This window comes from Pseudomonas sp. HTZ2, assembly GCF_033173945.1.
Lineage (GTDB): Bacteria > Pseudomonadota > Gammaproteobacteria > Pseudomonadales > Pseudomonadaceae > Aquipseudomonas > Aquipseudomonas guariconensis.
Map to the genome: position 1 here is coordinate 162,725 of NZ_CP137332.1, position 23,569 is coordinate 186,293.

The window sequence follows — 23,569 nt, forward strand, 5'->3', positions numbered from 1 at the left end:
GTGGAAGCTCGCTATCATGCTTATCGATCAGAAAATACCTCTGGGGCAGTACATCGCCTCATTCGTCGAATGGTTGACCCAGAACGGCGCCAACTATTTCGACGCCATCGCCCAGGGCCTGGAATTCATGATCCATGGGGTCACCAGCGCCCTGACCTGGTTCAACCCCTACATCCTCATCGCCTTGTTCGCCGCCCTGGCGCACCTGATCCAGCGCAAATGGGCGCTGACGGCATTTGTCGCGCTGTCCTTCCTGCTGATCTTCAACCTCGGCTACTGGCAGGAAACCATGGAGACCCTGGCGCAGGTCACCTTCGCCACCGTGGTATGCGTGGCCATCGGCGTGCCGCTGGGCATCGTCGCTGCGCACAAGCCGATGTTCTACACCGCCATGCGTCCCGTCCTGGACCTGATGCAGACGGTGCCTACCTTCGTTTACCTGATCCCCACCCTGACCCTGTTCGGCCTGGGCGTGGTGCCAGGGTTGATCTCCACGGTGGTGTTCGCCATCGCCGCGCCGATCCGCCTCACCTACCTGGGTATCTGCGATGTGCCCCAGGAACTGCTCGACGCCGGTAAGGCCTTTGGCTGCTCGCGCCGCCAGCTGCTGACCCGCATCGAACTGCCCCATGCGATGCCCAGCATTGCCGCGGGCGTTACCCAATGCATCATGCTGTCGTTGTCGATGGTCGTGATCGCCGCCCTGGTGGGCGCTGACGGCCTCGGCAAACCTGTGGTCAACGCACTGAACACCGCCGATATCGCCCTGGGCTTCGAGGCGGGCCTGGCGATCGTGCTGCTGGCGATCATGCTGGACCGTATCTGCAAGCAACCGGAGCTGCCGGCACGAGGTGAGTCATGAGCATCATTCGTTTCGAAGACGTCGACGTCATCTTCTCCAACAAGCCACGCGAAGCGCTGGCGCTGCTGGACCAAGGCCAGACCCGCGAGCAGATCCTCAAGAAGACCGGCCTTGTGGTCGGCGTCGAGAAAGCCAACCTGGACATCAACAAAGGCGAGATCTGCGTGCTCATGGGCCTGTCCGGCTCGGGCAAGTCGAGCCTGCTGCGCTGCATCAACGGCCTGAATACCGTCAGCCGCGGCAAGCTGTTCGTCGAGCATGAAGGCAAGCACATCGACATCGCCCACTGCACCCCGGCGGAACTGAAGATGATGCGCACCAAGCGCATCGCCATGGTGTTCCAGAAGTTCGCCCTGATGCCCTGGCTGACCGTGCGCGAGAACATCAGCTTCGGCCTGGAAATGCAGGGCCGTCCCGAGAAAGAGCGGCGCAAGCTGGTCGATGAGAAGCTCGAGCTGGTGGGCCTCACTCAATGGCGCAACAAGAAGCCCGACGAGCTCTCCGGCGGCATGCAGCAGCGCGTGGGCCTGGCCCGGGCGCTGGCCATGGACGCAGACATCCTGCTGATGGACGAACCCTTCTCGGCCCTCGACCCGCTGATCCGCCAAGGCCTGCAGGACGAGTTGCTGGAGCTGCAGAACAAGCTGAGCAAGACCATCGTGTTCGTCAGCCACGACCTAGACGAGGCGCTCAAGCTGGGCAGCCGTATCGCCATCATGAAAGATGGCCGGATCATCCAGTACAGCAAGCCTGAAGAAATCGTCCTGAACCCGGCCGACGACTATGTACGCACCTTCGTGGCCCACACCAATCCGCTCAACGTGCTGTGCGGTCGCAGCCTGATGCGCAGCCTGGACAACTGCAAGCGGGTCAACGGCTCGGTATGCCTGGACCCAGGCGGTGATTCCTGGCTGGACCTGGGCGAAGGCAACTCGATCAAACGCGCCCGCCAAGGCCAGAACGGCCTGGACCTGCAGAACTGGGTACCGGGCCAGGATGTGGAAACCCTGGGCCGCAAACCGACCTTGGTCAATGCCAATATCGGCATGCGCGAGGCCTTGCAGATCCGCTACCACACCGGCAACAAGCTGGTGCTGCAGGAGAACGACAAGGTGGTGGGGATTCTCGGCGACAGCGAGCTGTATCACGCGCTGCTGGGCAAGAACCACGGGTAATGACAGGGGCCGCTGTGCGGCCCTGTCACGGCACAAGGCCGCTGCCACAGGGGAGGTATTGCACCCTCTCTGTGACAGCGGCCTTGTGTTTTTTCAGGAGGGCAAAGCCTTCCCGGCAGTGGTTCAGCGAACGACGATCCCGCGCGCAGCCATGTAGGCCTTGGCTTCCGGCACGGTGTACTCACCGAAGTGGAAGATGCTCGCCGCCAGCACCGCACTGGCATGGCCTTCCAGGATGCCGTCAGCCAGGTGTTGCAGGTTGCCGACACCGCCCGAGGCGATCACCGGAATACCCACTGCATCGCTGATGGCCCGGGTCACGCCCAGATCGAAACCGCTCTTCATGCCGTCCTGGTCCATGCTGGTGAGCAGGATCTCACCGGCCCCCAGCCCTTCCATCTTCTTGGCCCAGGCCACTGCATCCAGACCGGTCGGCTTGCGCCCGCCATGGGTGAAGATCTCCCAACGCGGCGCCTCGCCGGGGCCGGAGACCTTCTTGGCGTCGATGGCGACGACAATGCACTGGGAACCGAAACGCTCGGCAGCCTCACCCACGAACTCGGGGTGGAACACTGCTGCGGTGTTGATCGACACCTTGTCGGCGCCGGCGTTGAGCAGGTTGCGGATGTCCTGCACGGTACGCACGCCACCGCCCACGGTCAGCGGGATGAACACCTGGCTGGCCATGCGCTCGACGGTGTGCAGGGTGGTGTCACGGCCATCGACACTGGCGGTGATGTCCAGGAAAGTGATCTCGTCAGCACCCTGCTCGTCGTAGCGACGCGCGATTTCCACCGGGTCGCCGGCATCGCGGATGTTCTCGAACTTGACGCCCTTGACCACCCGGCCGTTGTCCACGTCCAGGCAAGGGATGATGCGCTTGGCCAGTGCCATGTTCTGTCCTCAGCCTTGGTAGTTGTCGCAGAAGGCCTGGGCCTCAGCGACATCGAGGGTGCCTTCATAGATGGCGCGGCCGGTAATGGCACCGATGATGCCCGGGGTCTTGGCATCCAGCAGGGCCTTGATGTCGCCCAGGTTGTGGATGCCGCCGGACGCGATCACCGGAATCGACGTGGCTTCGGCCAGGGCCTTGGTGAAGGGCACGTTGCAGCCCTGCATCATGCCGTCCTTGGCGATGTCGGTGTAGACGATCGCCGAGACGCCATCGGCCTCGAAGCGCTTGGCCAGGTCGATGACCTGCACCGAGCTGACTTCGGCCCAACCGTCGGTGGCGACGAAGCCGTCCTTGGCATCCAGGCCAACGATGACCTTGCCTGGGAACGCCTTGCACGCCTCGGCGACGAATTCAGGCTGCTTGACCGCCTTGGTGCCGATGATGACGTAGCTCACGCCAGCCTTGACGTAGTGCTCGATGGTCTCCAGCGAGCGGATGCCGCCGCCGATCTGGATCGGCAAGTTCGGGTAGCGCTTGGCGATGGCAGTGACCACTTCGCCGTTGACCGGCTGGCCTTCGAAGGCGCCATTGAGGTCGACCAGATGCAGGCGACGGCAGCCACCCTCGACCCATTTGGCGGCCATGCTCACCGGGTCGTCGGAAAATACCGTGGAGTCTTCCATGCGGCCCTGGCGCAGACGCACGCAGGCACCGTCCTTCAGATCGATAGCGGGGATAATCAGCATCTTGGGAACCTGTCTAATCAGTGAAATTCAGGGCTTCTCGAGTGCCCACAGGTCGCTCTCGATGCTCTCGAACCGCTCCTTGAGGTGCAGCTGAACATCGGCAATCGCCCTGTTGTAGTAGTGAGGTGCAATTTCTTTGCTGAACAAATCGAGGACCTCGGCCACCTCGAACGACCCAAGCGTCAGCTCGAAGCGGTCTTCGAGAAAGCGCTTCAAGGTGTCGAGCGCCTGGCGCTCCTGCTCGGGCGCCAGGGTGATGATCGGGGCCTTGGTCCGCGGTTTGCTCATTTACCAGCGTCCATCCCAGCTGACGAAGTTCTGCAGCAGTTGCAGGCCATGGGTATGGCTCTTCTCGGGATGGAACTGCACGGCGAAGCGCGAGCCCTCGGCCAGGGCCGCGGCGAAATCGACGCCGTAGTGGCCGCGGCCTGCAACCTGCCCAGGCTTGCCGGCATTGATGTAGTAGCTGTGCACGAAATAGAAGCGCGCGCGGTCGGGAATGTCATGCCACAGGGGATGGTCGATGGTCTGGCTGACTTCGTTCCAGCCCATGTGGGGCACCTTCAGGTGCTCGCCGTCTTCCTGCAGGTCTTTGCCGAAGAAACGCACCTGACCGGGGAACAGGCCGATGCAGTCGACGCCGTCGTTCTCCTCGCTGTGGTCCAGCAGGGCCTGCATGCCCACGCAGATACCGAGGAACGGACGGTCCTGGCTGACTTCACGCACCAGGCTGTCGAAGCCCAGGCGACGGATCTCGGCCATGCAGTCGCGGATCGCGCCAACGCCTGGGAACACCACACGGTCGGCCTCGCGGATCACGGCCGCGTCGCTGGTGACCAGCACCTTGCCAGCCCCCACATGCTCCAGGGCCTTGGCCACCGAGTGCAAGTTGCCCATGCCATAGTCGATTACGGCGACGGTCTGCATCACAGGCATCCCTTGGTGGAAGGCATCTGCCCGGCCATGCGCTCGTCCTGCTCGACGGCCATGCGCAGCGCGCGGCCAAAGGCTTTGAACACGGTTTCGATCTGGTGGTGGGTATTGTGACCACGCAGGTTGTCGATGTGCAGGGTCACCAGGGCATGGTTGACGAAGCCCTGGAAGAACTCCTGGAACAGGTCGACATCGAAGCCGCCCACGCTGGCGCGGGTGTACGGCACGTGCATCTGCAGGCCCGGACGGCCGGAGAAGTCGATGACCACACGCGAAAGCGCTTCGTCCAGCGGTACGTACGAATGACCGTAGCGACGGATGCCCTTCTTGTCACCGATGGCCTGGGCGAACGCCTGGCCGAGGGTGATGCCGACGTCTTCGACGGTATGGTGGTCGTCGATATGCAGGTCACCCTTGCACTCGATGTCCAGATCGATCAGCCCATGCCGGGCGATCTGGTCGAGCATGTGTTCGAGGAAAGGCACACCGATATCGAATCGGGCCTTGCCACTGCCATCGAGGTTGATCGAGGCTTTTACCTGGGTTTCCAGGGTATTGCGCTCGACGGAAGCCTTACGTTCGACCATCACCAGCTCCGCAAAATCATTGGGCGAAAAGGCTGCCATTATAGGCCCAGATCGCGCCCGCTTGGAACGCGGATGACATATGGCAATGTCGCATATGTGTAATTTCTGCTGTTTGAAGCGACAGGGCGCTCGCTCGCGGGACAAGCCCTGCCGACACGGACTGCCCTGGCCCTGCCGTCCGCCACTATTGATTACGCCGAGGTCCTACCCACGGCGCTATACTCCCAGGCTTGAATTTCAAAAACGGACTACAAGGACTCGCCCATGAAAGCGTTCGGCAAAATCCTGGGGCTGGGGCTTCTCGGGTTGCTGCTGATCATCGTGGCGCTGGGCTTCGCCCTGACCCACCTCTTCGATCCCAACGACTACAAAGACGAGATTCGCCAGTTGGCCCGCGACAAGGCCCACATCGAGCTGACGCTCAATGGCGATATCGGCTGGAGCCTGTTCCCCTGGCTGGGCCTGGAGCTGCACGAGGCCAGCATCGCCACGCTGAACAAGCCCAAGGAGCCATTCGCCGACCTGCAGATGCTGGGTTTGTCGGTCCGTGTACTGCCGCTGCTGCGCCGCGAGGTGCAGATGAGCGATGTGCGCGTCGAGGGCCTGAACCTGATCCTGAACCGTGACGAACACGGCCACGGCAACTGGGAAGACATCGGCAAACCACTGCCGCAGCCTGCCGGCACGCCGTCGACCAGCACGACCGAGGCCCCCGCCACGGCCGATACGCCGGCCAACAAGGAAGACTCCCGCGAGCGCATGGTCAAGCTGGACATCGACAGCCTGACGGTCAACAACGCCCAGGTGCAGTACACCGATGCCAAGACCGGCCAGACCTTCAGCGCCCAAAGCATCCAGCTGAGCACCGGTGCAGTCCATGAGGGCGTGAACATCCCGCTCAAGGCCAGTGCCTTCCTCACCGTTGGCCAGCCGAGCCTCAAGGCACGCACCGAATTGACGGGTGAGCTGCGTTTCGACCGTAAGCTCAAGCGCTACAACATCGAGGACATGCGCCTGTCGGGCGAGACCTCTGGCGAACCGCTGGCCGGCAAGACCATGACCTTCGCCGCCCAAGGCCAGCTACTGGTCGACCTTGCCGCCAACGTGGCCTCCTGGAATGGCTTGAAGCTCTCCGCCAACCAGCTGCGCGCCCTGGGCGAGCTGAACCTGCGCGACCTGGACAAGACCCCGCAACTGAGCGGCGGCCTGTCCATCGCTCAGTTCGACCTGCGCACCTTCCTCGACAGCATCGGCCATCCGCTGCCTGCCACTGCCGACCCAGCCGCGTTCGGCAAGCTGGAACTGGTCACCCGCCTGCAGGCCAATCCAACCAGCCTGGCCCTGGAAGACTTGGCCGTGAAGCTCGACGAGAGCACCTTCAGCGGCCGCATCGCCATCGACGACTTCGCCAAGCAGGCCCTTCGCCTGCGCCTTAAAGGCGACACGTTCAACGCCGACCGTTACCTGCAGGCCAAGAGCGAACAAGCCAAGGGCGCCAGCGCCGCGCGCCAGGCCGAGGTCCAGCAGCAGGAAGCCAGCGCCGTCAGCGGCCCGAGTACGACTCCGCTGCCCAACGCGCCGACCCAGGTGGCCTGGAGCAGTGACAAGCTGCTGCCGGTGGATCGCCTGCGCCAGCTCGATCTGCAGGCAGACGTGTCGTTCGGCACCCTGACCCTGGACAAGCTGCCGATCACCGATGCCCAGCTCAAGGCCAACGGCCAGGGAGGCCTGTTGACCCTCGAGACCCTCCGAGGTGGCCTGTACGACGGCAGCTTCGAGACCAACGGAACACTCGACGTGCGCCCGGCCGTGCCACAGATCGGCATGAAGACCCGGATCAACCGCGTGCCGGTGGAACACTTCATCAAGTCCGACACCCCGGACAAGGCGCCCCCGGTCAAGGGCCTGCTGACGCTGTCCAGCGACCTGACCGCCACCGGCAACAGTCAGAAAGCACTGGTCGACACCCTCAACGGCAATGCCAGCTTCACCCTCAACGATGGCGTGCTGGTCAACGCCAACCTCGAACAGCAGCTGTGTCATGCCATCGCGACCCTCAACCGCAAGACCTTGAGCGGCGAGCCGCGCGGCAAGGACACCCCCTTCCAGGAACTGCGCGGCAGCCTGGTGGTGCGCAATGGCGTCGCCAGCAACCCGAACCTGAAGGCAAGCATTCCAGGCCTGACCGTCAACGGCCATGGCGATGTGGACCTGCGCGTACTGGGCATGGACTACAACCTGGGCGTGATCGTCGAAGGTGACCAGCGCGCCATGCCGGACCCGGCCTGCCAGGTCAACGAGCGCTATGTCGGTATCGAGGTGCCGGTGCGCTGCCGTGGCCCGCTGGAACTTGGCGCCAAGGCTTGCCGCCTGGACCAGGAAGGCCTGGGTAAGGTCGCAGCCAAGCTGGCCGGCAACCGCCTGCAAGAAAAACTCGACGAGAAGCTTGGCGACAAGGTCAGCCCGGAGCTTAAGGATGCACTCAAGGGGCTGTTCAAACGATGAGTCCCGAGCAGTTCTCCCATGCCGTTTTGCAGTGGTACGACCAGCACGGCCGTCATGACCTGCCCTGGCAACAGGGCATCACGCCCTATCGGGTGTGGGTGTCGGAAATCATGTTGCAGCAGACCCAGGTGAGCACGGTGCTCAACTACTTCGATCGCTTCATGCAGGCCCTGCCGACCGTGCAGGCCCTGGCCGAGGCGCCGGAGGACGAGGTGCTGCACCTGTGGACGGGCCTGGGTTACTACACTCGGGCGCGCAATCTGCAAAAGGCCGCGAAAATCGTGGTCGAGCAGCATGGCGGCGAGTTTCCACGCAGCGTCGAGCAACTAACGGCGTTGCCGGGCATCGGCCGCTCCACTGCCGGTGCCATCGCCAGCATCAGCATGGGCATTCGCGCACCGATCCTCGATGGCAACGTCAAGCGCGTGCTGGCCCGCTACACCGCCCAGGCCGGCTATCCTGGCGAGCCCAAGGTGGCCAACGCGCTGTGGGCCAACGCCGAGCGCTTCACGCCGTACGCCAGGGCCAACCACTACACCCAGGCGATGATGGACTTGGGCGCGACCCTCTGCACCCGCAGCAAGCCCAGCTGCCTGATCTGCCCGCTCAAGACCGGCTGCCAAGCCCACCTGCTCGGGGAGGAAACCCGATACCCCGAGCCCAAGCCACGCAAGACGCTGCCGCAGCGCCGCACATTGATGCCGATGCTGGCCAATCATGAGGGCGCCATCCTGCTCTATCGCCGCCCCTCGAGCGGCCTATGGGGCGGGCTGTGGAGCTTGCCGGAGCTGGACAACCTGGAACAGCTCGACGACCTGGCCTACCAGCACGGCCTGCGCGCGACCGGCAGCCAAGCCCTGGATGGCCTGACCCATACCTTCAGCCATTTCCAGCTGGCCATCGAGCCGTGGCTGGTGCGAGTCGACTCGCTGGGCACGACCGTGACTGAGCCCGACTGGCTCTGGTATAACCTCGCCACCCCGCCGCGCCTGGGCCTCGCCGCCCCGGTCAAGAAGCTGCTCAAACGCGCGGCCGATGAATTGATTGCAGGAGAGTCCCGATGACCCGCACCGTGAAGTGCCGCAAGTACAACGAAGAGCTCCCTGGCCTGCCACGCCCTCCCTACCCGGGCGCCAAAGGCCAGGACATCTTCGATCACATCTCGCAAAAGGCTTGGGATGAGTGGCAGAAGCACCAGACCATGCTGATCAACGAAAAGCGTTTGAACATGATGAACGCCGAGGACCGCAAATTCCTCCAGGCGGAGATGGACAAGTTCTTCGCTGGCGAGGAGTACGCTCAGGCCGAAGGCTACGTTCCGCCCAGCGAATGACCGAAAAACGTAAGCGACGGAATTAATTTAAAAAATTTTCAAAAAAGTCGTTGACGGAAGGTCTGAAAACCTTTTTAATTCGCCCCGTCGCCCAGATAGCTCAGTCGGTAGAGCAGAGGATTGAAAATCCTCGTGTCGGCGGTTCGACTCCGTCTCTGGGCACCAAGTGCCAAACCCCAGGTAACGCAAGTTGCCTGGGGTTTTTTAATGCCCGCGACTTTTGCAACGAAAGTCTGGCGTCAAAATAGCCATGTGCTATCATTCGCGCCGCGCTGCCCCCGCCTTGCAGCGCACACCCCAAGGACGATGGTTGAGCAAGGAATGCCTCATCAGACAGCCGATGCCTCAGCCCGTTTTTTCCTCTCGAAAATCGGAAGCGCCATGACATCCCCTGCCGAACTCATGAACAAGGTCAATCGCAAGACACTGCACCTGGTACTGCTGTGCGCGGCCACCGGCGGCCTGTACCTGCTGATCTGGCTGTACAAGACCAACCAACATCTGCGCGAAGCCACTGGGCAGACGGTCTGCAGCGAGACCTACATTATCTGGATCTGCGTCTGCATGGGCCTGAGCGGAGTGTTCATCGACAATCCCGAACCCTTCCTGGTCGGCATCGGCGCCCTGCTGAGCATCGCCAGCGGCGTATTGTTCATCGTCTGGGCATTCAATGCCCGCAGCCTGCTGATGACCTACGCCAACGCCCAGCAGCAGCCTTACTTCTCGATGAACGCCTTCTACACGTTCCTGTTCAACGCGTACTACATCAATTACTGCATCAACGAACTGGGCGAGAACGCGCAGCGCCAGCAACCGATCCATGCGCAGCCGGCACAGCCCTGATCCACGAACGCCAACCGGCACAAGGATTTGCATGTCAGCCCGCCCATGCATTGAAAAGCGGGTGTACAAGGAGAGATAAATGGCCTACACGTCGATCATGTTCAAGAACCCGAAAACCGGCGCGCTGAAAGAAGCCCCGGTCGGTTTCTCCTGGACCACCTTTTTCTTCGGTTTCTTCCCGGCGCTGTTCCGTGGTGACTGGAAGTTCGGTGCGTTCCAGTTCGTACTGCAGATGCTCACCATGGGCCTGAGCTCGCTGGTGTTCTGCTTCATCTACAACAAGCTGTACATCAAGGACCTGATCGGTGCCGGTTTCCAGGCGCAGTCGATCTCCAAGGGCGACATGGACTACGCCGCCGCCAAACTCGGCCTGCAAATCCCCGCGCTGACCGCAGCCTGAGATTCCTGTACCCCATGGCTAGCTAGCCATGGGGTTACGGCAGCACAGCGCAAAGTGCGCGACGTTGATCGACATCAAACAGCCATCGCTCGCCGCGCCCTAGCCTATCGGGTGGACATTCGAACCCACCCCAAAGGACTGCCATGAGCGACGACGCCACGCCTCTGCCCCCTCCCACTGCCGATGCGACGCCCAGCATCACGCCAATCGCCCGCAACCGCCCACCTCGCAGACGCCAGACTGCCGCCAAGACGACCCCAGAGCCGAGCATCAGCGCCATCAGCCAGCAGCCGGCAGCGCTGGAGGTGGCCTCGGCGCGGCGCGGCAGCAATGAAGACAGCACCTCGGCGCGCCTGCCGGCCAGCTACCCCTACCGCACGCGCCTGCGCCGCCAGGACTATGAGAAGGCCAAGCACGCCCTGCAGATCGAGCTACTCAAGGTCCAGAGCTGGGTCAAGGAAACCGGCCAACGCGTGGTCATTCTGTTCGAAGGACGCGACGCGGCAGGTAAAGGCGGTACCATCAAGCGCTTCATGGAACACCTGAACCCACGCGGGGCGAGGATCGTCGCCCTGGAAAAGCCCTCCGAGCAGGAGAAGGGCCAATGGTACTTCCAGCGCTATATCCAGCACCTGCCGACCGCGGGCGAAATGGTCTTCTTCGACCGCTCTTGGTACAACCGCGCCGGCGTCGAGCGGGTGATGGAGTTCTGTACCCCGTTGCAGTACTTGGAGTTCATGCGCCAGACACCGGAGCTTGAACGGATGCTGTGCAACAGCGGCATCCTGCTGTTCAAGTACTGGTTCTCGGTTAATCGCGAAGAGCAGCTGCGCCGCTTCATCTCGCGCCGGGACGATCCACTCAAGCACTGGAAGCTCTCGCCCATCGACATCAAGTCGCTGGACAAGTGGGAGGACTATACCGCCGCCAAGGAAGCCATGTTCTTCCACACCGACACCGCCGACGCGCCGTGGACGGTGATCAAGTCCGATGACAAGAAGCGTGCGCGGATCAACTGCATCCGGCATTTTCTGCATTCGTTGGACTACCCGGGCAAGGACCATAGCATCGCCCATGCACCGGATCCGTTGCTGGTCGGACGGGCCTCGCGGGGATTCGAGGAGGATGAGCCTCCCTCGCTCGTCAGTTGAGCCTTGGGCCGCAAGCCGGCCCCTTGGGTTTCTTCGGCAATTACGCTTCAATACGCGCATTTTTCCAGACACCCCCAAGGATTCGCCCCAATGGCCTCCAACACCAAGCAGCAAAAACGCGCCAAGCGCGCCGCCACCAAGGCCAAGCAGAACCGCATGGTGCGCAGCGGCCAGGCGGTCAAGGCCAGCGCCGGCGACAGCGCCAGCGTCGAGCAGGTCTTCAACAAAGCCATGGACTCAGGCAGCTACAACAGCCTGTTTGACAAGATGAAGGAAGCCCAGCAGAACGGCCTGGTGCCGATGATCTCGGTGTTCCTGGTCGATCCGCTGCTGGCCCTGGTGCTCAAGGGCCACAAGGAAGAACACGCCACCGACTACATCGTCATGGTCTTCACTGCCTATCGCAAATGGCTCGACGGCAGCGACGAAGATGCCACCATGGCCTGGCTGGAAAGCGACGAGTTCCAAGAGGCCTATGTGGCAGCCTCCGAAGCGGTCGCCAAGCAGCAACAACAGCAGAAGCAGTTCGGCTGAAGATCGCCGGCAGCCCAAACCCGCCCCACAAGCTTCTGTGGGAGTGGATCTACCTGCGAAAACGCCGATACAGACAAACAAAAAGGCCGTGCCCTTCACAGGACACGGCCTTTTTTGTTCAGCAGCCCGGATCAGTTATCCAGCGCCACCTGGCCCGCTGCCTGGCCTTCGGCCTTGCGCTTACGCTGCACCAGCAGGCCGGCAGCGACCACGCCAATGCTGAGCAATGCGGTGGCGATGATCTCGGCGCGATGGTCTTCGCGCAGCGCCATCACCACCAAGATCGCGACGATGAACGCGATGGTCGCCCAGGTCAGCCCCGGGAACAGCCACATCTTGAAGGCAATCTTCTCGCCCCGAGCTTCACGCTGGCTGCGCATGCGCAGTTGCGACACAGCAATCACCAGGTACACCAGCAGCGCGATGGCGCCGGAGCTGGCCAGCAGGAATTCGAACACCGCAGCCGGAGCCACGAAGTTGGCGAACACGCACAGAAACGCCGCCGCTGTGGACAGCAGGACCGCCCAGTGCGGAGTCCCCGCCTTGGTGGTGCGCTGCGCCATGGCCGGCGCATCGCCGCGCTTGCTCAGGGAGAACAGCATGCGCGAAGAGGTGTACAGCGCCGAGTTCAGGCAGCTGGTCACGGCGATCAGCACGACGATGTCGACGATCAACTTGGCATTCGGCACGCCGATGCGGCTCAGGACGGTCTGGTAGGAACCGGTCTCGGCCAGGGCTGGGTCGTTCCATGGCACCAGGGCCACGACCAGGAAGATCGACACCAGGTAGAACAGGCAGATACGCCAGATCACCGAGTTGGTGGCACGGCTGATCTGCTTGCCCGGGTCTTTGGATTCGGCGGCGGCGATGGTGACGATCTCGGTCCCCATGAACGAGAACATGGTGGTCAGCATGGCGGCCAGCACCGCGCCCAGACCGTTGGGCATGAAGCCCTGGGTATCGAATAGATGGCTGACACCGCTGACCTGGCTATTGGGCACCAGGCCGAACATGGCCACACAGCCAACGACGATGAAGCCGATGATGGCCAGTACCTTGAGCAGGGCGAACCAGAACTCGAACTCACCGTAGTTCTTCACGCTGCACAGGTTGGTCAGGGTCAGCGCCAGCGTAATGATGAGCGAGAAGGCCCAGAGGTCCACGGCGGGGAACCACGCATGCAGGATGGCCGCCGCAGCATTGGCCTCCAGTGGGATCACCAGGACCCAGAACCACCAATACAGCCAACCGATGGTAAAGCCTGCCCAGCGCCCGATGGAGCGGTCGGCATATGTGGAGAAGGAACCGGTATCCGGCGAGGCGATGGCCATCTCGCCGAGCATGCGCATCACCAACACCACAAGGGTGCCCGCCGCAGCATAGGCGAGCAGAACGGCAGGACCTGCCGCAGCGATGGCGTGGCCGGAGCCAACGAATAGACCGGCGCCGATTACGCCAGCGATGGACAGCATGGTGACATGCCGTTGCTTGAGCCCCTGAGCGAGGTCATTGGAATTGTGCTTACCGCTCATAAAACTACCTTTGTAAGGAGTGGACCACCCGAAATGCTTAAACGGAGCGCGCCCGGGGTTGAGGTAGGCGTCGCTGCATTCGGTGGTTTCCGTATGGCAATAAGCGGGCCAGCCGCGAATCACGCTCGTCAGAATTCGCTGATGGCCAAGCGCTCCGGGCCTCGCAGGCCTTTCGGCCATGCCTTGACCGAAAGGTCGTCAAATTTTCTTGCCAAGCCCTGATTACTGAAATACCCACTTACAAATGCACCAAAGGTGCCCCACGGTAACACCCGTGCACAAAAAACGATCAACAGAAAGTGCAACCTTAAGGAGCAACCCAAGCCCCGCACACTCACGCGCAAAGTACTACCCGGCCAAAAACGGCTTCCCACACACGTCCAAAGCTGGCACCATCGCGCCTTTTTTCATCAAGGCTCCGGTGCTGGGGACGTGCGCGCGGACATCCTCGCGACAGTCCGCTGCAACGATGCGACAAAGTATCCCGCCAGCGACCCGAGCCACTTGCGACCTGGTTGGCCGCCATTACGCCGCTATGCTAGCTTGGCGCTCGCCAGGAAGGCCGCCAACAGCTGGGAACGCACCCGAACACATGAGGACCGCACATGGCCCAGGCCACGCCCGCGCTGGAAATCCGCAACCTGCACAAACGCTACGGCGAGCAGGAGATTCTCAAGGGCATTTCTCTGACCGCACGCGACGGTGACGTGATCTCGATCCTGGGGTCGTCCGGTTCCGGCAAGTCCACCCTGCTGCGCTGCATCAACCTGCTGGAGAATCCCCACCAGGGGCAGATCCTCGTCGCCGGTGAAGAGCTCAAGCTCAAGGCGACCAAGACCGGCGACCTGATCGCCGCCGACAACCGCCAGATCAACCGTCTGCGCAGCGAAATCGGCTTCGTCTTCCAGAATTTCAACCTGTGGCCGCACATGTCGATCCTCGACAACATCATCGAGGCGCCACGTCGCGTGCTGGGCCTGAGCAAGGCCGAGGCCATCGAGGCCGCCGAGGCACTGCTGGCCAAGGTCGGCATCCATGACAAGCGCCACAGCTACCCCGCCCAGCTTTCCGGTGGCCAGCAGCAACGCGCGGCCATTGCCCGGACCCTGGCCATGAAGCCCAAGGTCATCCTGTTCGACGAGCCGACCTCGGCGCTCGATCCGGAAATGGTCCAAGAAGTGCTTAACGTTATCCGCGCATTGGCCGAAGAAGGCCGTACCATGCTGCTGGTGACGCACGAGATGAACTTTGCCCGCCAGGTGTCCAGTGAAATCGTCTTCCTGCACCAGGGCTTGGTCGAAGAGCAGGGATCGCCGCAGCAGGTGTTCGAAAACCCGACCTCGGCGCGTTGCAAGCAATTCATGTCCAGCCACCGCTAACGGAGCAACACATGCAGACCTATAAGAAATTCCTCCTGGCCGCTGCCGCCACGCTGGTCTTCTCGGCCAATGCCATGGCCGCGGAAAAACTGCGCATGGGTATCGAGGCGGCCTACCCGCCGTTCAACAACAAGGATGCCAGCGGCAACGTGGTCGGCTTCGACAAGGACATCGGCGACGCCCTGTGCGCCAAGATGAAAGTCGAGTGCTCGGTCGTCACCTCCGACTGGGACGGCATCATCCCTGCACTGAACGCCAAGAAGTTCGACTTCCTGGTGTCCTCGCTGTCGATCACCGACGAGCGCAAGCAGGCCGTCGATTTCACCGACCCCTACTACTCCAACAAGCTGCAGTTCATCGCCCCGAAGAACGTCGACTTCAAGACCGACAAGGCTTCGCTCAAGGGCAAGGTGATCGGCACCCAGCGCGCGACCCTGTCCGGCACCTGGCTGGAAGACAACTACGGCGATGACGTCGAAGTCAAACTCTACGACACCCAGGAAAACGCCTACCTGGACCTGATCGCCGGCCGCATCGACGGCATCCTGGCCGACAAGTACGTGCAGTACGAGTGGCTCAAGAGCAAGGACGGCCAGAACTTCGAGTTCAAGGGCGAGCCTGTGGTCGACAGCGACAAGATCGGCATTGCCGTGCGCAAAGGCGACCCGCTGCGCGAGAAGCTGAACAAGGCCCTGGCCGAAATCAAGGCCGACGGCACGTACAAGAAAATCAACGACAAGTACTTCCCGTTCAGCATCGAATGATTCACCCAGACCAGCGCCGCCTTGCGCGGCGCCGGTCCCTTGAATGCACCTGCCCATGAATATCGACCTGCACGGATTCGGTCCGGCCATGATGGCCGGCACCCTGATGACCGTAAAACTGGCGCTCTGCGCCCTGCTGCTGGGGCTGGTCCTGGGCCTGCTCGGCGCCCTGGCCAAGACATCCCCAGTCAAGCCGCTGCAATGGCTTGGCAGCACCTATTCGACGTTGGTGCGCGGTGTGCCCGAACTGCTCTGGGTACTGCTCATCTACTTCGGCACCGTCGGGCTGATGAACAGCCTTGGCGAAGCCTTGAACATGCCGGGCCTCGAGCTCAGCGCATTCGCCGCCGGCGTGATCGCCCTGGGCCTGTGCTTCGGCGCCTACGCCACGGAAGTCTTCCGCGGCGCGATCCTGGCCATCCCTAAAGGGCACCGCGAAGCGGGCCTGGCGCTGGGCCTGTCCAAAGGCCGCATCCTCTCGAAGATCATCCTGCCGCAGATGTGGCGCATCGCCCTGCCCGGCCTTGGCAACCTGTTCATGATCCTGATGAAAGACACGGCGCTGGTGTCGGTGATCGGCCTCGAGGAAATCATGCGTCATGCGCAGATCGGCGTGACCGTGACCAAAGAGCCGTTCACCTTCTATGCGGTCGCCGCGTGCATCTACCTGAGCCTGACCATCATTGCCATGACCGGTATGCACTTCATGGAAAAACGCGCCGCTCGCGGCTTCGTGAGGGCCGAGTAATGAACTGGGAAGTCATCATCAAGTGGCTGCCACGCCTGGCCCAGGGCGCGACCCTGACTCTGGAGCTGGTCGCCATCGCTGTTATCGCCGGGCTGATCCTGGCCATTCCACTGGGCATCGCCCGTTCCTCGCGCCATTGGTATGTACGCGCAGTGCCCTACGGCTACATCTTCTTCTTCCGCGGCACACCGCTGCTGGTGCAGCTGTTCCTGGTGTACTACGGCCTGGCCCAGTTCGATGCGGTGCGCAGCAGCGCGCTGTGGCCGTACCTGCGCGATCCGTTCTGGTGCACCGTACTGACCATGACCCTACACACCGCCGCCTACATCGCCGAGATCCTGCGTGGCGCACTGCAGGCCATCCCGAAAGGTGAAATCGAGGCGGCACGGGCGCTGGGCATGTCGAGGGGCAAGGCCATGTTCTACATCATGCTGCCGCGCGCCGCGCGCATCGGCCTGCCAGCCTACAGCAACGAAGTGATCCTGATGCTCAAGGCCAGTGCCTTGGCCAGTACCGTCACCCTGCTGGAGCTGACCGGCATGGCGCGGACCATCATCGCCCGCACCTACCTGCCGGTGGAGATCTTCTTTGCTGCAGGCGTGTTCTATCTGGTCATCTCCTTCGTACTGGTCCAGGGCTTCAAGGTGCTCGAGCGCTGGTTACGCGTGGACGCCTGCCAGGGGCGTTGAAACTGTAAAACCCGGGGGCCGCCCTGCGGCCCACCGCAGGCTCCGCATCGTCTGAACCTGTAGGAAATGGCGAAGCCTGCGAAGGAGCGCGACGCGCTCCCCTTTCAACAGCGCTGCGGTGCTTGAATGCAAACCATGCCCTACCTTCACGGCCCTCACCTGCTCGAGCGCTTCCAGGCACTCGACCATTTCCTTCTCCAGCATCAGCAGCTATGGCGCCCGCGCCCCTTCACTCAGCTGCATCTGGACTGGGAGGCCCAGCACCCTGAACTCGCCACCTGGCTGCGCCAGCGCACCCTGGAACAAGCCGAAGCCGTCCAGCAGAATCCCGAACAGCTGCCGGCGCCAGCGCCCTTCGCACAACTGGCCACTCGCGCCTCGCAGTTGTCCGCTCTGGGCGAGCTGCCCGATGCTGGCCTGCACCCGGCCGGCCATCGTCTGGACGTGAATGTCCCAGGACGCAAGTGGCAACAGATCGAAGCCTTCACCCGTCGCCTGGCCTTCCACCAGCCCACCGGTCATTGGTTGGACTGGTGTTCAGGCAAAGGCCACCTGGGCCGACGCCTACTGCAGCCCGGCCAACGGCTGACCTGCCTGGAGTACGACGTCGAACTGGTCACTGCGGGAAGCGCCCTGAGCGAACATCATCACCTGCCGGCCACTCATGTACACCAAGATGTGCTGGCACCAGACAGCCATCGTCACTTGGACAGCAGCAAGAGCGCCGTCGCCCTGCATGCGTGTGGGGAGTTGCATGTGCGGCTGCTGCAATTGGCCAGCCAGCAAGGTTGTCGGCAGATTGCCGTCGCGCCCTGCTGCTACAACCGCATTCCGGGGAAGGTGTATCAGCCGATGTCTTCGGCGGCCCAGGCCTCGGCCTTGCAGTTGAGCCAAGAAGACCTGGGCCTGCCGCTCAACGAGGCGGTGACTTCCAGCGCCCGTGTCCGACGTCAGCGTGACATCTCGATGGCCCGCCGCTTGGGCTTTGACCTGCTGCAACGCCAGCAGCGGGCCATCGACGAGTACTTGCCAACACCCTCGCTGCCGACTAATTGGCTGGACAAGCCTTTCGAACAGTACTGCCGCGATCTGGCCGAGCTTCGGCACGTCCAGATCCATGATGCGCCCGACTGGGCGGCGCTTGAGGCCGCCGGCTGGCAACGCCTGGCACAGGTGCGCAATCTGGAGCTGCTGCGCAACCTGTTTCGCCGCCCGTTGGAAATGTGGCTGGTGCTGGACAGGGCCCTGTTTCTCCACGAGCGCGGCTATGACGTGCGCATGGGTGTGTTTTGCGACTACCCCCTCACGCCTCGCAATCTGTTGCTGATTGCAGAGCGCAAAGAAGACGTGCCGTCCAGTTGAAAGCCTGTGGATAACTCTGTGAACAAGCTTGTGATGAATATCACGAAAACGGGGATCCAACCGCTATTTCAGCGCGTTCGCTTATTCCAGGTAGCGCGCCAAAACCAGTAAAAACAGGCCTTTGCGCAAAGACCAGCGGATAAGTCAAGTGGCATGCCTTTCGCGCAATGTTGGCATGCCGCTTGTGCATAAAAGCGCCGGACTCGTGCCAATCGCGTGATTTTCAGGCCATTTTCAGCAGGCTCATGCCTAGCAAGAGCAAAGCCAGGCCCAGCCATCCGCGGCCAGCCAGGCGCTGACCAAACAACGCCCAACCCATCGCCACAGTCGCCAGGATGCCAAAGCCGCCCCAGATGGCGTAGGCGAGCGACAGTTCGATGTCCTGAACGGCCTGGGCCAAAGCGGTGAACGCCGCCAGTACACTCAGGATCGAAGCAAAACCCAGGCCTTTGCGACGGAAACCGTCTGAGTACTTGAGCAGAAGGTTGGCCAGTACTTCCAACACGATGGCCAAACCCAGCCAGGCAAAGGGGATCAACATGGCAGGCCCTCCGCTTCGCGAACAGCAGGAGTGCTGCGGGTACCGGCCTTGACCAGCAGGATGCCGGCGATCATCACCGCCAGGCCCAGGGCCTTGGTCCAACCCAGGCTTTCACCAAGCCAGACCACACTGACCACGGTGATCAGGACGATACCGATTCCTTCCCACAAGGCATAAGCCACGCCAACCGGCACACGCTTTACCGCAAGGGCCAGGAAGAAATACGACAGACAGATCATGACGTACATGACGACATGCCCCATGACGGGGAAATGTGTGGCGGCGAGTTTCATCGACGCCGTACCGATCACCTCTGCGGTGATCGCGACGAACAAATAGATCCAGGAACGCATGGTGCCCTCCCATGGGCGACAGCGGCCGAGCGCACAGGCATCGGCACGAGACACAACGTTTAAGGCTGCAGGTCGAGGGAGGGGCTAGAGGTCGCCGGTCCAGTGACGCTCACGGGAAACCAGGCGGGAAGTGGAGAGTAGCTTGAAAGCTTTGCTGTTCAACATAATGAACAGCACATTAGCTGAGCTGATCGAATAAGTCAAAACGATAGACTGAGACTAACGAAATTTCGTGTTGAGGCAAGCATTCCCAGGAAAAACCCCCCGTAAAGCCTGCTGAAAGGTTCGTAAATTATATTATTCATCCTATACAAAACGCTGCCGCTACCAAGTGACTGATTCCCCTGCGGCAAAGCGTCGCCAGCTTAAACAAAAAGAAATTAATTATTGTGTAACGATAATTTTTCACCAATAATCCGCCCCGTTCATCACAGTACGGAGGCACCCCATGAACGACAGCAGATCAGTGGCCTACGCGCGTTCGCGCTTGCGCATCATCGGCGTCTTTGCCGCTTTTCTGGCCTGGGCCACCGGTGCAGTCGAGCTTTTCGGCACACCGTTGCTCTGGGTCTTCGACTATCCCGACACAGTCGCGGCCTACCTGCAGGGCCATGGCATCAACATGCCTCTGCTCCTGGAAGACGGCTACCAACCCTCGAGGCTCGCCATGGGTCTGGTACTGGCGCTGGAGATGATTCCGACAGGGCTCTCGGTGCTGAGTCTGCTACTCACAGGCTTGTTCTTCTTGCGCTTGTCCAAGGGGCACACCTGGAGCCTGGCCAACATCCGCATGCTCTGGCGAGTCGGGCTGCTGTGCATCGGCGCTCCGCTGCTATGGCCAGTGATCGATACCCTCCAAGGCCTGGCCCTGGCCATCGACCTGCCCGCCGGGGAGAGAAGCTTCGTCGTGTCGATCGGTGTATCATCCGAGGCTGTCTACGAGATCATGAAAGGCATCCTGCTCTGCGCCTTCTCGCTGCTCATGCGTGACGCCAAGACCCTCAGCGATGAACACAACTGTTATGTCTAGCCGCCCCCTATGCCGATAATCATCCGCCTCGACGTCGTCATGGCCAGGAACAAGATCCGTTCCAAGGACCTGGCGGAAATCATCGGCATAACGGAAGCGAACCTGTCACTGCTGAAGAACGGCAAGATCAAGGGTTTCAAGATCGAGACCCTTGAGAAGCTGTGCCGCGCGCTGAACTGCCAACCGGGCGACCTGCTGGAGTTCAGCGAGGAATGATCAAGGACCGTTGTACCCGTGGACACCCAATACCAACGCTTCGCCATCCTGGTGCTGGCGAGCCTGCTGCTCGGCGGCTGCGGCCCATCCTACACGTATAGGTATTCGCCACCGCCCAGCCCACATGGGCTCGCTTGCATCAATAACTGCGCGATGCAACGCAATCACTGCAAACAACTGGCCCGCCTGGAAGAAAACAGCCAGCGCGCCCTGTACCAGGCCGAGCTGAGGGCCTACCAGTACTGCAAGGACAGCAAGCCGAACAAGAACACGCGTCACAGTTGCCCCTATCCCAGCTATCCGTTTTTCAACTCCGCAGGCTCCGAATGCCAGCCTGATTACGACAGCTGCTACATGGCCTGCGGCGGCACCATCCAGCGAATTCTGAACAACGACTGACCCAGAACGGACATCGACAACGTGATCCAGACCAAGCCCTTTGCCCTGCTGTGCTGCGCCCTGGCCCTGAGCGGCTGCGCCAGCAACACCCACTCGCCCAAGACCTCGTCCCTCGACTGGGACATGCCCGGCATGCAGTTGGGCGGCGACAGAGGCCTGCCCCTGCGCGCCGAAACACCCTGCCGCAAGCGCGGCTGCGACAACGACAAGCTGTTCTTCAACCCCGCCCAAGCCGAGCCCAGCGTCAACAGCATCCACCGCGGCTGGTAGGAAAACTCTGCTTTCCCGGCAATGGCGTAACCTATTGGAAGGAATAGGTTTACACGCGCCAACCGATCGCTATAATGACGCCCCATTGCCGGTATAGCTCAGCTGGTAGAGCAACTGACTTGTAATCAGTAGGTCCCGGGTTCGATTCCTGGTGCCGGCACCATACGCAGTATCAAAAAAGGCTCACCTTCACGGTGGGCCTTTTTTGTTTGCGTCGTTGACGCCAATCAACCTCTCCCCACGCATACCGCTTAGCCTGAAATCCCCAGGCCAGAACGGAGCATGCGCCATGGCCAAGAAATTCCCACACAACCCCAGCCACCCCGAGCGCATCTGCTGGGGCTGCGACCTGTATTGCCCGGCAAAAGCGCTGGCCTGTGGCAATGGTTCTGAACGGACCCAGCACCCGGCGGAACTGTTCGGTGAAGACTGGGAGCGCGAGCCCCAGCAGAACCAGGCGCTACTGCCGCATGCCGATGACAAACCTTGAAATGCTTTCCCTCGATGCGTTATAGCTAAAAAGGCATCCATAAAGAAAAGAGGCACTACAAGCCCCCATGCACGAGATCACACGTATCTATCGGTCCCATGGCCCGCTTGCCGCTCTGCTTGGCAAGGCCACCGGGCCCTTCCCTGCCGTTGTCCGATCTACCCTCGGCTGCTCTCCTCTCTCGACGCTGTTCCACACGCTGTCGATTCCACCTCGAGACATGCTGCTGGCGCACAAGCGCAAGCGCCCCGTGCCTCCACCTGCCTGCTGACACCTGAAGTCTTCACCCATCCACAGCCCTAGGCCTATTGCCGTTCGGGGTTGGGGAGGTTTTGCCTTTTTTCGTGTTTACAGGACATCCTCATGACTATTCGCGTTGCCATCATCGGCGCCGGCCCGTCAGGCCTGGCGCAACTGCGTGCTTTCCAATCCGCACATGCCAAGGGCGCACCCATGCCCGAAGTGGTCTGTTTCGAAAAACAGGCTGACTGGGGCGGCATGTGGAACTACACCTGGCGCACTGGCCTGGACCAGCATGGCGAACCGGTCCACGGCAGCATGTATCGCTACCTTTGGTCGAACGGCCCGAAGGAATGCCTGGAGTTCGCCGACTACAGCTTCGATGAGCATTTCGGTCGGCCGATTTCTTCGTATCCTCCTCGCGAGGTGCTGTGGGACTACATCCAGGGCCGAGTGAAGAAGGCCGGTGTGCGCCAGTACATTCGCTTCAACACCGTGGTCAAGGCCGTGCGCTTCGATGACCAGAGCCGCACATTCACTGTCACTGCCCATGACTACGCTCAGAGTCAGGGCATCGAGCAGGTGTTCGACTACGTGGTGGTGGCCAGCGGGCACTTCTCCACGCCGAACGTGCCGTCGTTCCCGGGCTTCGAGCGTTTTTCAGGACGCATCCTGCATGCCCACGATTTTCGCGATGCATTGGAGTTCGCCGGCAAGGACGTGCTGATCGTCGGCAGCAGCTACTCGGCCGAGGACATCGGCTCGCAGTGCTACAAGTACGGTGCCCGCTCGATCACCAGCGCCTATCGCACCCAACCGATGGGCTACCAGTGGCCCAAAGGGTGGGAAGAGCGACCGCAGCTACAGCGGGTCGAAGGCGACGTGGCGCACTTTGCCGACGGCTCCAGCAAGCGGGTCGATGCGATCATCCTGTGTACCGGCTACCAGCATCACTTCCCGTTCCTGCCTGACGAGCTGACCTTGCGCACCGACAATCGTCTGTGGCCGCTGGGCCTCTACCAAGGCGTGGTCTGGGAGGCCAACCCGCAGTTGCTGTATTTGGGCATGCAAGATCTCTGGTACAGCTTCAACCTGTTCGATGCCCAGGCCTGGTTCGCCCGTGATCTGATGCTTGGCCGCATCCAACTGCCGGACCAAGCCGCCATGCAGGCCGACAGTGCGCGCTGGCGTGCCGAGGAAGAAGCCTTGGAGAGCACCGCCTCGATGTACCAATTCCAGGGGCGCTACATTCAGCACCTGATCGGACAAACCGATTACCCAAGCTTCGACATCGATGCAGTCAACCGCATCTTCCTCAAATGGAAGCACGACAAGAAGCACGACATCATGGGCTATCGGGACCGCTCCTACCGTTCGGTGATGACCGGTACCGCTGCGGTGCCGCACCATACTCGCTGGCTGCAGGCGCTGGACGATTCGCTGGAGGAATACCTGCGCGAGACGGCAGAGCCCGGTGATGTGCAGGTCCTGAGGCAGGACAAGCGCTGACGCGCGCCCGCGACCGAACACAAGCCGCGCGCAGGTAATAGTCTTTTACCGAATCCCTTGGTTTTCCGCGTGCGGCCTTTGCC

At 61.7% G+C, this 23,569-nt stretch carries 28 protein-coding genes and 2 tRNA genes; 22 read left to right on the forward strand and 8 right to left on the reverse strand.

Features of this window, described 5'->3' with window-relative positions; genetic code table 11:
* The first annotated feature begins 13 nt into the window (after positions 1–13).
* Entirely contained in the window at positions 14–862 is an 849-nt protein-coding gene (gene choW, locus R6G97_RS00695; protein WP_177343688.1) for a choline ABC transporter permease subunit, read from the forward strand.
* Positions 859–2,037, forward strand: coding sequence for a choline ABC transporter ATP-binding protein (choV, locus tag R6G97_RS00700; RefSeq protein WP_043211048.1), 1,179 nt, complete (start codon positions 859–861; stop codon positions 2,035–2,037). Before choW ends, choV begins: the two co-directional genes overlap by 4 nt.
* Before the next feature lie 123 nt (positions 2,038–2,160).
* Here choV and hisF read toward each other — a convergent pair whose 3' ends face one another.
* The 5 genes from hisF to hisB are packed head-to-tail and all read right to left on the reverse strand — an operon-like array spanning position 2,161 to position 5,198.
* Positions 2,161–2,931 carry an imidazole glycerol phosphate synthase subunit HisF gene (gene hisF, locus R6G97_RS00705; protein WP_090346344.1) on the reverse strand — a complete coding sequence of 257 codons (771 nt, stop codon included), beginning with the start codon at positions 2,929–2,931 and terminating at the stop codon, positions 2,161–2,163.
* Positions 2,932–2,940: 9 nt separating this feature from the next.
* Positions 2,941–3,678, reverse strand: a complete 738-nt coding sequence (gene hisA / locus R6G97_RS00710; RefSeq protein WP_043211043.1) for a 1-(5-phosphoribosyl)-5-[(5-phosphoribosylamino)methylideneamino]imidazole-4-carboxamide isomerase — start codon at positions 3,676–3,678, stop codon at positions 2,941–2,943.
* Between the two features lie 27 nt (positions 3,679–3,705).
* The gene (locus tag R6G97_RS00715) at positions 3,706–3,966 is read right to left on the reverse strand and encodes a DUF2164 domain-containing protein (protein ID WP_090346347.1); all 261 of its coding nucleotides are present in this window, start codon (positions 3,964–3,966) and stop codon (positions 3,706–3,708) included.
* Positions 3,967–4,605, reverse strand: a complete 639-nt coding sequence (hisH, locus tag R6G97_RS00720) for an imidazole glycerol phosphate synthase subunit HisH (RefSeq protein WP_043211039.1) — start codon at positions 4,603–4,605, stop codon at positions 3,967–3,969.
* Complete coding sequence (gene hisB / locus R6G97_RS00725) at positions 4,605–5,198, reverse strand: imidazoleglycerol-phosphate dehydratase HisB (protein WP_043211130.1); 594 nt, start codon at positions 5,196–5,198, stop codon at positions 4,605–4,607. Before hisB ends, hisH begins: the two co-directional genes overlap by 1 nt.
* Positions 5,199–5,462: 264 nt before the next feature.
* On the opposite strand from hisB, the gene R6G97_RS00730 reads away from it, so the two are divergent.
* From R6G97_RS00730 to R6G97_RS00765, 8 genes are all read left to right on the forward strand, one after another.
* Complete coding sequence (locus R6G97_RS00730; protein ID WP_102081074.1) at positions 5,463–7,703, forward strand: AsmA family protein; 2,241 nt, start codon at positions 5,463–5,465, stop codon at positions 7,701–7,703.
* Complete coding sequence (gene mutY / locus R6G97_RS00735; RefSeq protein WP_090346353.1) at positions 7,700–8,767, forward strand: A/G-specific adenine glycosylase; 1,068 nt, start codon at positions 7,700–7,702, stop codon at positions 8,765–8,767. Before R6G97_RS00730 ends, mutY begins: the two co-directional genes overlap by 4 nt.
* Positions 8,764–9,036, forward strand: a complete 273-nt coding sequence (locus tag R6G97_RS00740) for an oxidative damage protection protein (protein WP_043211032.1) — start codon at positions 8,764–8,766, stop codon at positions 9,034–9,036. Before mutY ends, R6G97_RS00740 begins: the two co-directional genes overlap by 4 nt.
* Positions 9,037–9,125: 89 nt before the next feature.
* A tRNA-Phe gene (locus tag R6G97_RS00745) sits at positions 9,126–9,201 on the forward strand.
* A 216-nt stretch (positions 9,202–9,417) separates the two neighbouring features.
* Positions 9,418–9,879, forward strand: coding sequence for a DUF4234 domain-containing protein (locus tag R6G97_RS00750; RefSeq protein ID WP_043211030.1), 462 nt, complete (start codon positions 9,418–9,420; stop codon positions 9,877–9,879).
* Positions 9,880–9,958: 79 nt separating this feature from the next.
* On the forward strand, positions 9,959–10,279 hold the full coding sequence (locus R6G97_RS00755) for a hypothetical protein (protein ID WP_317847697.1): 321 nt from the start codon (positions 9,959–9,961) through the stop codon (positions 10,277–10,279).
* A 143-nt stretch (positions 10,280–10,422) separates the two neighbouring features.
* The gene (ppk2, locus tag R6G97_RS00760) at positions 10,423–11,430 is read left to right on the forward strand and encodes a polyphosphate kinase 2 (protein WP_043211024.1); all 1,008 of its coding nucleotides are present in this window, start codon (positions 10,423–10,425) and stop codon (positions 11,428–11,430) included.
* Positions 11,431–11,520: 90 nt separating this feature from the next.
* Complete coding sequence (locus tag R6G97_RS00765) at positions 11,521–11,964, forward strand: hypothetical protein (protein WP_043211022.1); 444 nt, start codon at positions 11,521–11,523, stop codon at positions 11,962–11,964.
* A gap of 131 nt (positions 11,965–12,095) precedes the next feature.
* On the opposite strand, the gene gabP is transcribed toward R6G97_RS00765, so the two are convergent.
* Complete coding sequence (gene gabP, locus R6G97_RS00770; RefSeq protein WP_043211020.1) at positions 12,096–13,496, reverse strand: GABA permease; 1,401 nt, start codon at positions 13,494–13,496, stop codon at positions 12,096–12,098.
* Between the two features lie 605 nt (positions 13,497–14,101).
* Between gabP and R6G97_RS00775 the strand changes: the two genes are divergently transcribed.
* The 5 genes from R6G97_RS00775 (at position 14,102) to R6G97_RS00795 (ending at position 18,438) form a co-directional block, all read left to right on the forward strand.
* Entirely contained in the window at positions 14,102–14,875 is a 774-nt protein-coding gene (locus tag R6G97_RS00775; RefSeq protein ID WP_043211018.1) for an ABC transporter ATP-binding protein, read from the forward strand.
* An 11-nt stretch (positions 14,876–14,886) separates the two neighbouring features.
* A complete protein-coding gene (locus tag R6G97_RS00780; protein ID WP_043211016.1) occupies positions 14,887–15,639 on the forward strand; it encodes an ABC transporter substrate-binding protein in 753 nt (250 codons plus the stop codon).
* Positions 15,640–15,694: 55 nt separating this feature from the next.
* On the forward strand, positions 15,695–16,387 hold the full coding sequence (locus tag R6G97_RS00785; protein WP_043211015.1) for an ABC transporter permease: 693 nt from the start codon (positions 15,695–15,697) through the stop codon (positions 16,385–16,387).
* Entirely contained in the window at positions 16,387–17,076 is a 690-nt protein-coding gene (locus R6G97_RS00790; RefSeq protein ID WP_043211013.1) for an ABC transporter permease, read from the forward strand. Before R6G97_RS00785 ends, R6G97_RS00790 begins: the two co-directional genes overlap by 1 nt.
* Before the next feature lie 126 nt (positions 17,077–17,202).
* Entirely contained in the window at positions 17,203–18,438 is a 1,236-nt protein-coding gene (locus R6G97_RS00795) for a methyltransferase (RefSeq protein ID WP_409287149.1), read from the forward strand.
* A gap of 223 nt (positions 18,439–18,661) precedes the next feature.
* Here the strand turns inward: R6G97_RS00795 and mdtI are convergent, their stop codons facing one another.
* Both mdtI and R6G97_RS00805 read right to left on the reverse strand, forming a co-directional pair.
* A complete protein-coding gene (gene mdtI / locus R6G97_RS00800; protein ID WP_043211010.1) occupies positions 18,662–18,979 on the reverse strand; it encodes a multidrug/spermidine efflux SMR transporter subunit MdtI in 318 nt (105 codons plus the stop codon).
* Entirely contained in the window at positions 18,973–19,332 is a 360-nt protein-coding gene (locus R6G97_RS00805) for a multidrug/spermidine efflux SMR transporter subunit MdtJ (protein WP_043211007.1), read from the reverse strand. The genes mdtI and R6G97_RS00805 overlap by 7 nt, the downstream gene beginning before the upstream one ends.
* Positions 19,333–19,780: 448 nt before the next feature.
* On the opposite strand from R6G97_RS00805, the gene R6G97_RS00810 reads away from it, so the two are divergent.
* The 7 genes from R6G97_RS00810 to R6G97_RS00840 all read left to right on the forward strand — a co-directional run bounded on the left by R6G97_RS00810 (position 19,781) and on the right by R6G97_RS00840 (position 23,486).
* Positions 19,781–20,362: a hypothetical protein gene (locus R6G97_RS00810; protein ID WP_043211005.1), complete on the forward strand. Its 582-nt coding sequence runs from the start codon at positions 19,781–19,783 to the stop codon at positions 20,360–20,362.
* A 9-nt stretch (positions 20,363–20,371) separates the two neighbouring features.
* The gene (locus tag R6G97_RS00815) at positions 20,372–20,578 is read left to right on the forward strand and encodes a helix-turn-helix domain-containing protein (RefSeq protein ID WP_043211003.1); all 207 of its coding nucleotides are present in this window, start codon (positions 20,372–20,374) and stop codon (positions 20,576–20,578) included.
* A gap of 18 nt (positions 20,579–20,596) precedes the next feature.
* Entirely contained in the window at positions 20,597–20,977 is a 381-nt protein-coding gene (locus R6G97_RS00820; protein ID WP_043211000.1) for a hypothetical protein, read from the forward strand.
* Between the two features lie 21 nt (positions 20,978–20,998).
* Entirely contained in the window at positions 20,999–21,247 is a 249-nt protein-coding gene (locus R6G97_RS00825; RefSeq protein ID WP_043210998.1) for a hypothetical protein, read from the forward strand.
* Positions 21,248–21,334: 87 nt separating this feature from the next.
* Positions 21,335–21,410, forward strand: a tRNA-Thr gene (locus tag R6G97_RS00830).
* A gap of 126 nt (positions 21,411–21,536) precedes the next feature.
* Entirely contained in the window at positions 21,537–21,737 is a 201-nt protein-coding gene (locus R6G97_RS00835; RefSeq protein ID WP_102081109.1) for a DUF3079 domain-containing protein, read from the forward strand.
* Between the two features lie 363 nt (positions 21,738–22,100).
* On the forward strand, positions 22,101–23,486 hold the full coding sequence (locus R6G97_RS00840) for a flavin-containing monooxygenase (RefSeq protein ID WP_182941972.1): 1,386 nt from the start codon (positions 22,101–22,103) through the stop codon (positions 23,484–23,486).
* Positions 23,487–23,569: the final 83 nt, after the last annotated feature.

Excerpts from the sequence above, each read along its gene's own strand:
- choV (WP_043211048.1), top strand. The coding sequence starts at position 859 with ATGAGCATCATTCGTTTCGAAGACGTCGACGTCATCTTCTCCAACAAG.
- hisF (WP_090346344.1), bottom strand. The coding sequence starts at position 2,931 with ATGGCACTGGCCAAGCGCATCATCCCTTGCCTGGACGTGGACAACGGC.
- hisA (WP_043211043.1), bottom strand. The coding sequence starts at position 3,678 with ATGCTGATTATCCCCGCTATCGATCTGAAGGACGGTGCCTGCGTGCGT.
- R6G97_RS00715 (WP_090346347.1), bottom strand. The coding sequence starts at position 3,966 with ATGAGCAAACCGCGGACCAAGGCCCCGATCATCACCCTGGCGCCCGAG.
- hisH (WP_043211039.1), bottom strand. The coding sequence starts at position 4,605 with ATGCAGACCGTCGCCGTAATCGACTATGGCATGGGCAACTTGCACTCG.
- hisB (WP_043211130.1), bottom strand. The coding sequence starts at position 5,198 with ATGGTCGAACGTAAGGCTTCCGTCGAGCGCAATACCCTGGAAACCCAG.
- R6G97_RS00730 (WP_102081074.1), top strand. The coding sequence starts at position 5,463 with ATGAAAGCGTTCGGCAAAATCCTGGGGCTGGGGCTTCTCGGGTTGCTG.
- mutY (WP_090346353.1), top strand. The coding sequence starts at position 7,700 with ATGAGTCCCGAGCAGTTCTCCCATGCCGTTTTGCAGTGGTACGACCAG.
- R6G97_RS00740 (WP_043211032.1), top strand. The coding sequence starts at position 8,764 with ATGACCCGCACCGTGAAGTGCCGCAAGTACAACGAAGAGCTCCCTGGC.
- R6G97_RS00750 (WP_043211030.1), top strand. The coding sequence starts at position 9,418 with ATGACATCCCCTGCCGAACTCATGAACAAGGTCAATCGCAAGACACTG.
- R6G97_RS00755 (WP_317847697.1), top strand. The coding sequence starts at position 9,959 with ATGGCCTACACGTCGATCATGTTCAAGAACCCGAAAACCGGCGCGCTG.
- ppk2 (WP_043211024.1), top strand. The coding sequence starts at position 10,423 with ATGAGCGACGACGCCACGCCTCTGCCCCCTCCCACTGCCGATGCGACG.
- R6G97_RS00765 (WP_043211022.1), top strand. The coding sequence starts at position 11,521 with ATGGCCTCCAACACCAAGCAGCAAAAACGCGCCAAGCGCGCCGCCACC.
- gabP (WP_043211020.1), bottom strand. The coding sequence starts at position 13,496 with ATGAGCGGTAAGCACAATTCCAATGACCTCGCTCAGGGGCTCAAGCAA.
- R6G97_RS00775 (WP_043211018.1), top strand. The coding sequence starts at position 14,102 with ATGGCCCAGGCCACGCCCGCGCTGGAAATCCGCAACCTGCACAAACGC.
- R6G97_RS00780 (WP_043211016.1), top strand. The coding sequence starts at position 14,887 with ATGCAGACCTATAAGAAATTCCTCCTGGCCGCTGCCGCCACGCTGGTC.
- R6G97_RS00785 (WP_043211015.1), top strand. The coding sequence starts at position 15,695 with ATGAATATCGACCTGCACGGATTCGGTCCGGCCATGATGGCCGGCACC.
- R6G97_RS00790 (WP_043211013.1), top strand. The coding sequence starts at position 16,387 with ATGAACTGGGAAGTCATCATCAAGTGGCTGCCACGCCTGGCCCAGGGC.
- R6G97_RS00795 (WP_409287149.1), top strand. The coding sequence starts at position 17,203 with ATGCAAACCATGCCCTACCTTCACGGCCCTCACCTGCTCGAGCGCTTC.
- mdtI (WP_043211010.1), bottom strand. The coding sequence starts at position 18,979 with ATGTTGATCCCCTTTGCCTGGCTGGGTTTGGCCATCGTGTTGGAAGTA.
- R6G97_RS00805 (WP_043211007.1), bottom strand. The coding sequence starts at position 19,332 with ATGCGTTCCTGGATCTATTTGTTCGTCGCGATCACCGCAGAGGTGATC.
- R6G97_RS00810 (WP_043211005.1), top strand. The coding sequence starts at position 19,781 with ATGAACGACAGCAGATCAGTGGCCTACGCGCGTTCGCGCTTGCGCATC.
- R6G97_RS00815 (WP_043211003.1), top strand. The coding sequence starts at position 20,372 with ATGCCGATAATCATCCGCCTCGACGTCGTCATGGCCAGGAACAAGATC.
- R6G97_RS00835 (WP_102081109.1), top strand. The coding sequence starts at position 21,537 with ATGGCCAAGAAATTCCCACACAACCCCAGCCACCCCGAGCGCATCTGC.
- R6G97_RS00840 (WP_182941972.1), top strand. The coding sequence starts at position 22,101 with ATGACTATTCGCGTTGCCATCATCGGCGCCGGCCCGTCAGGCCTGGCG.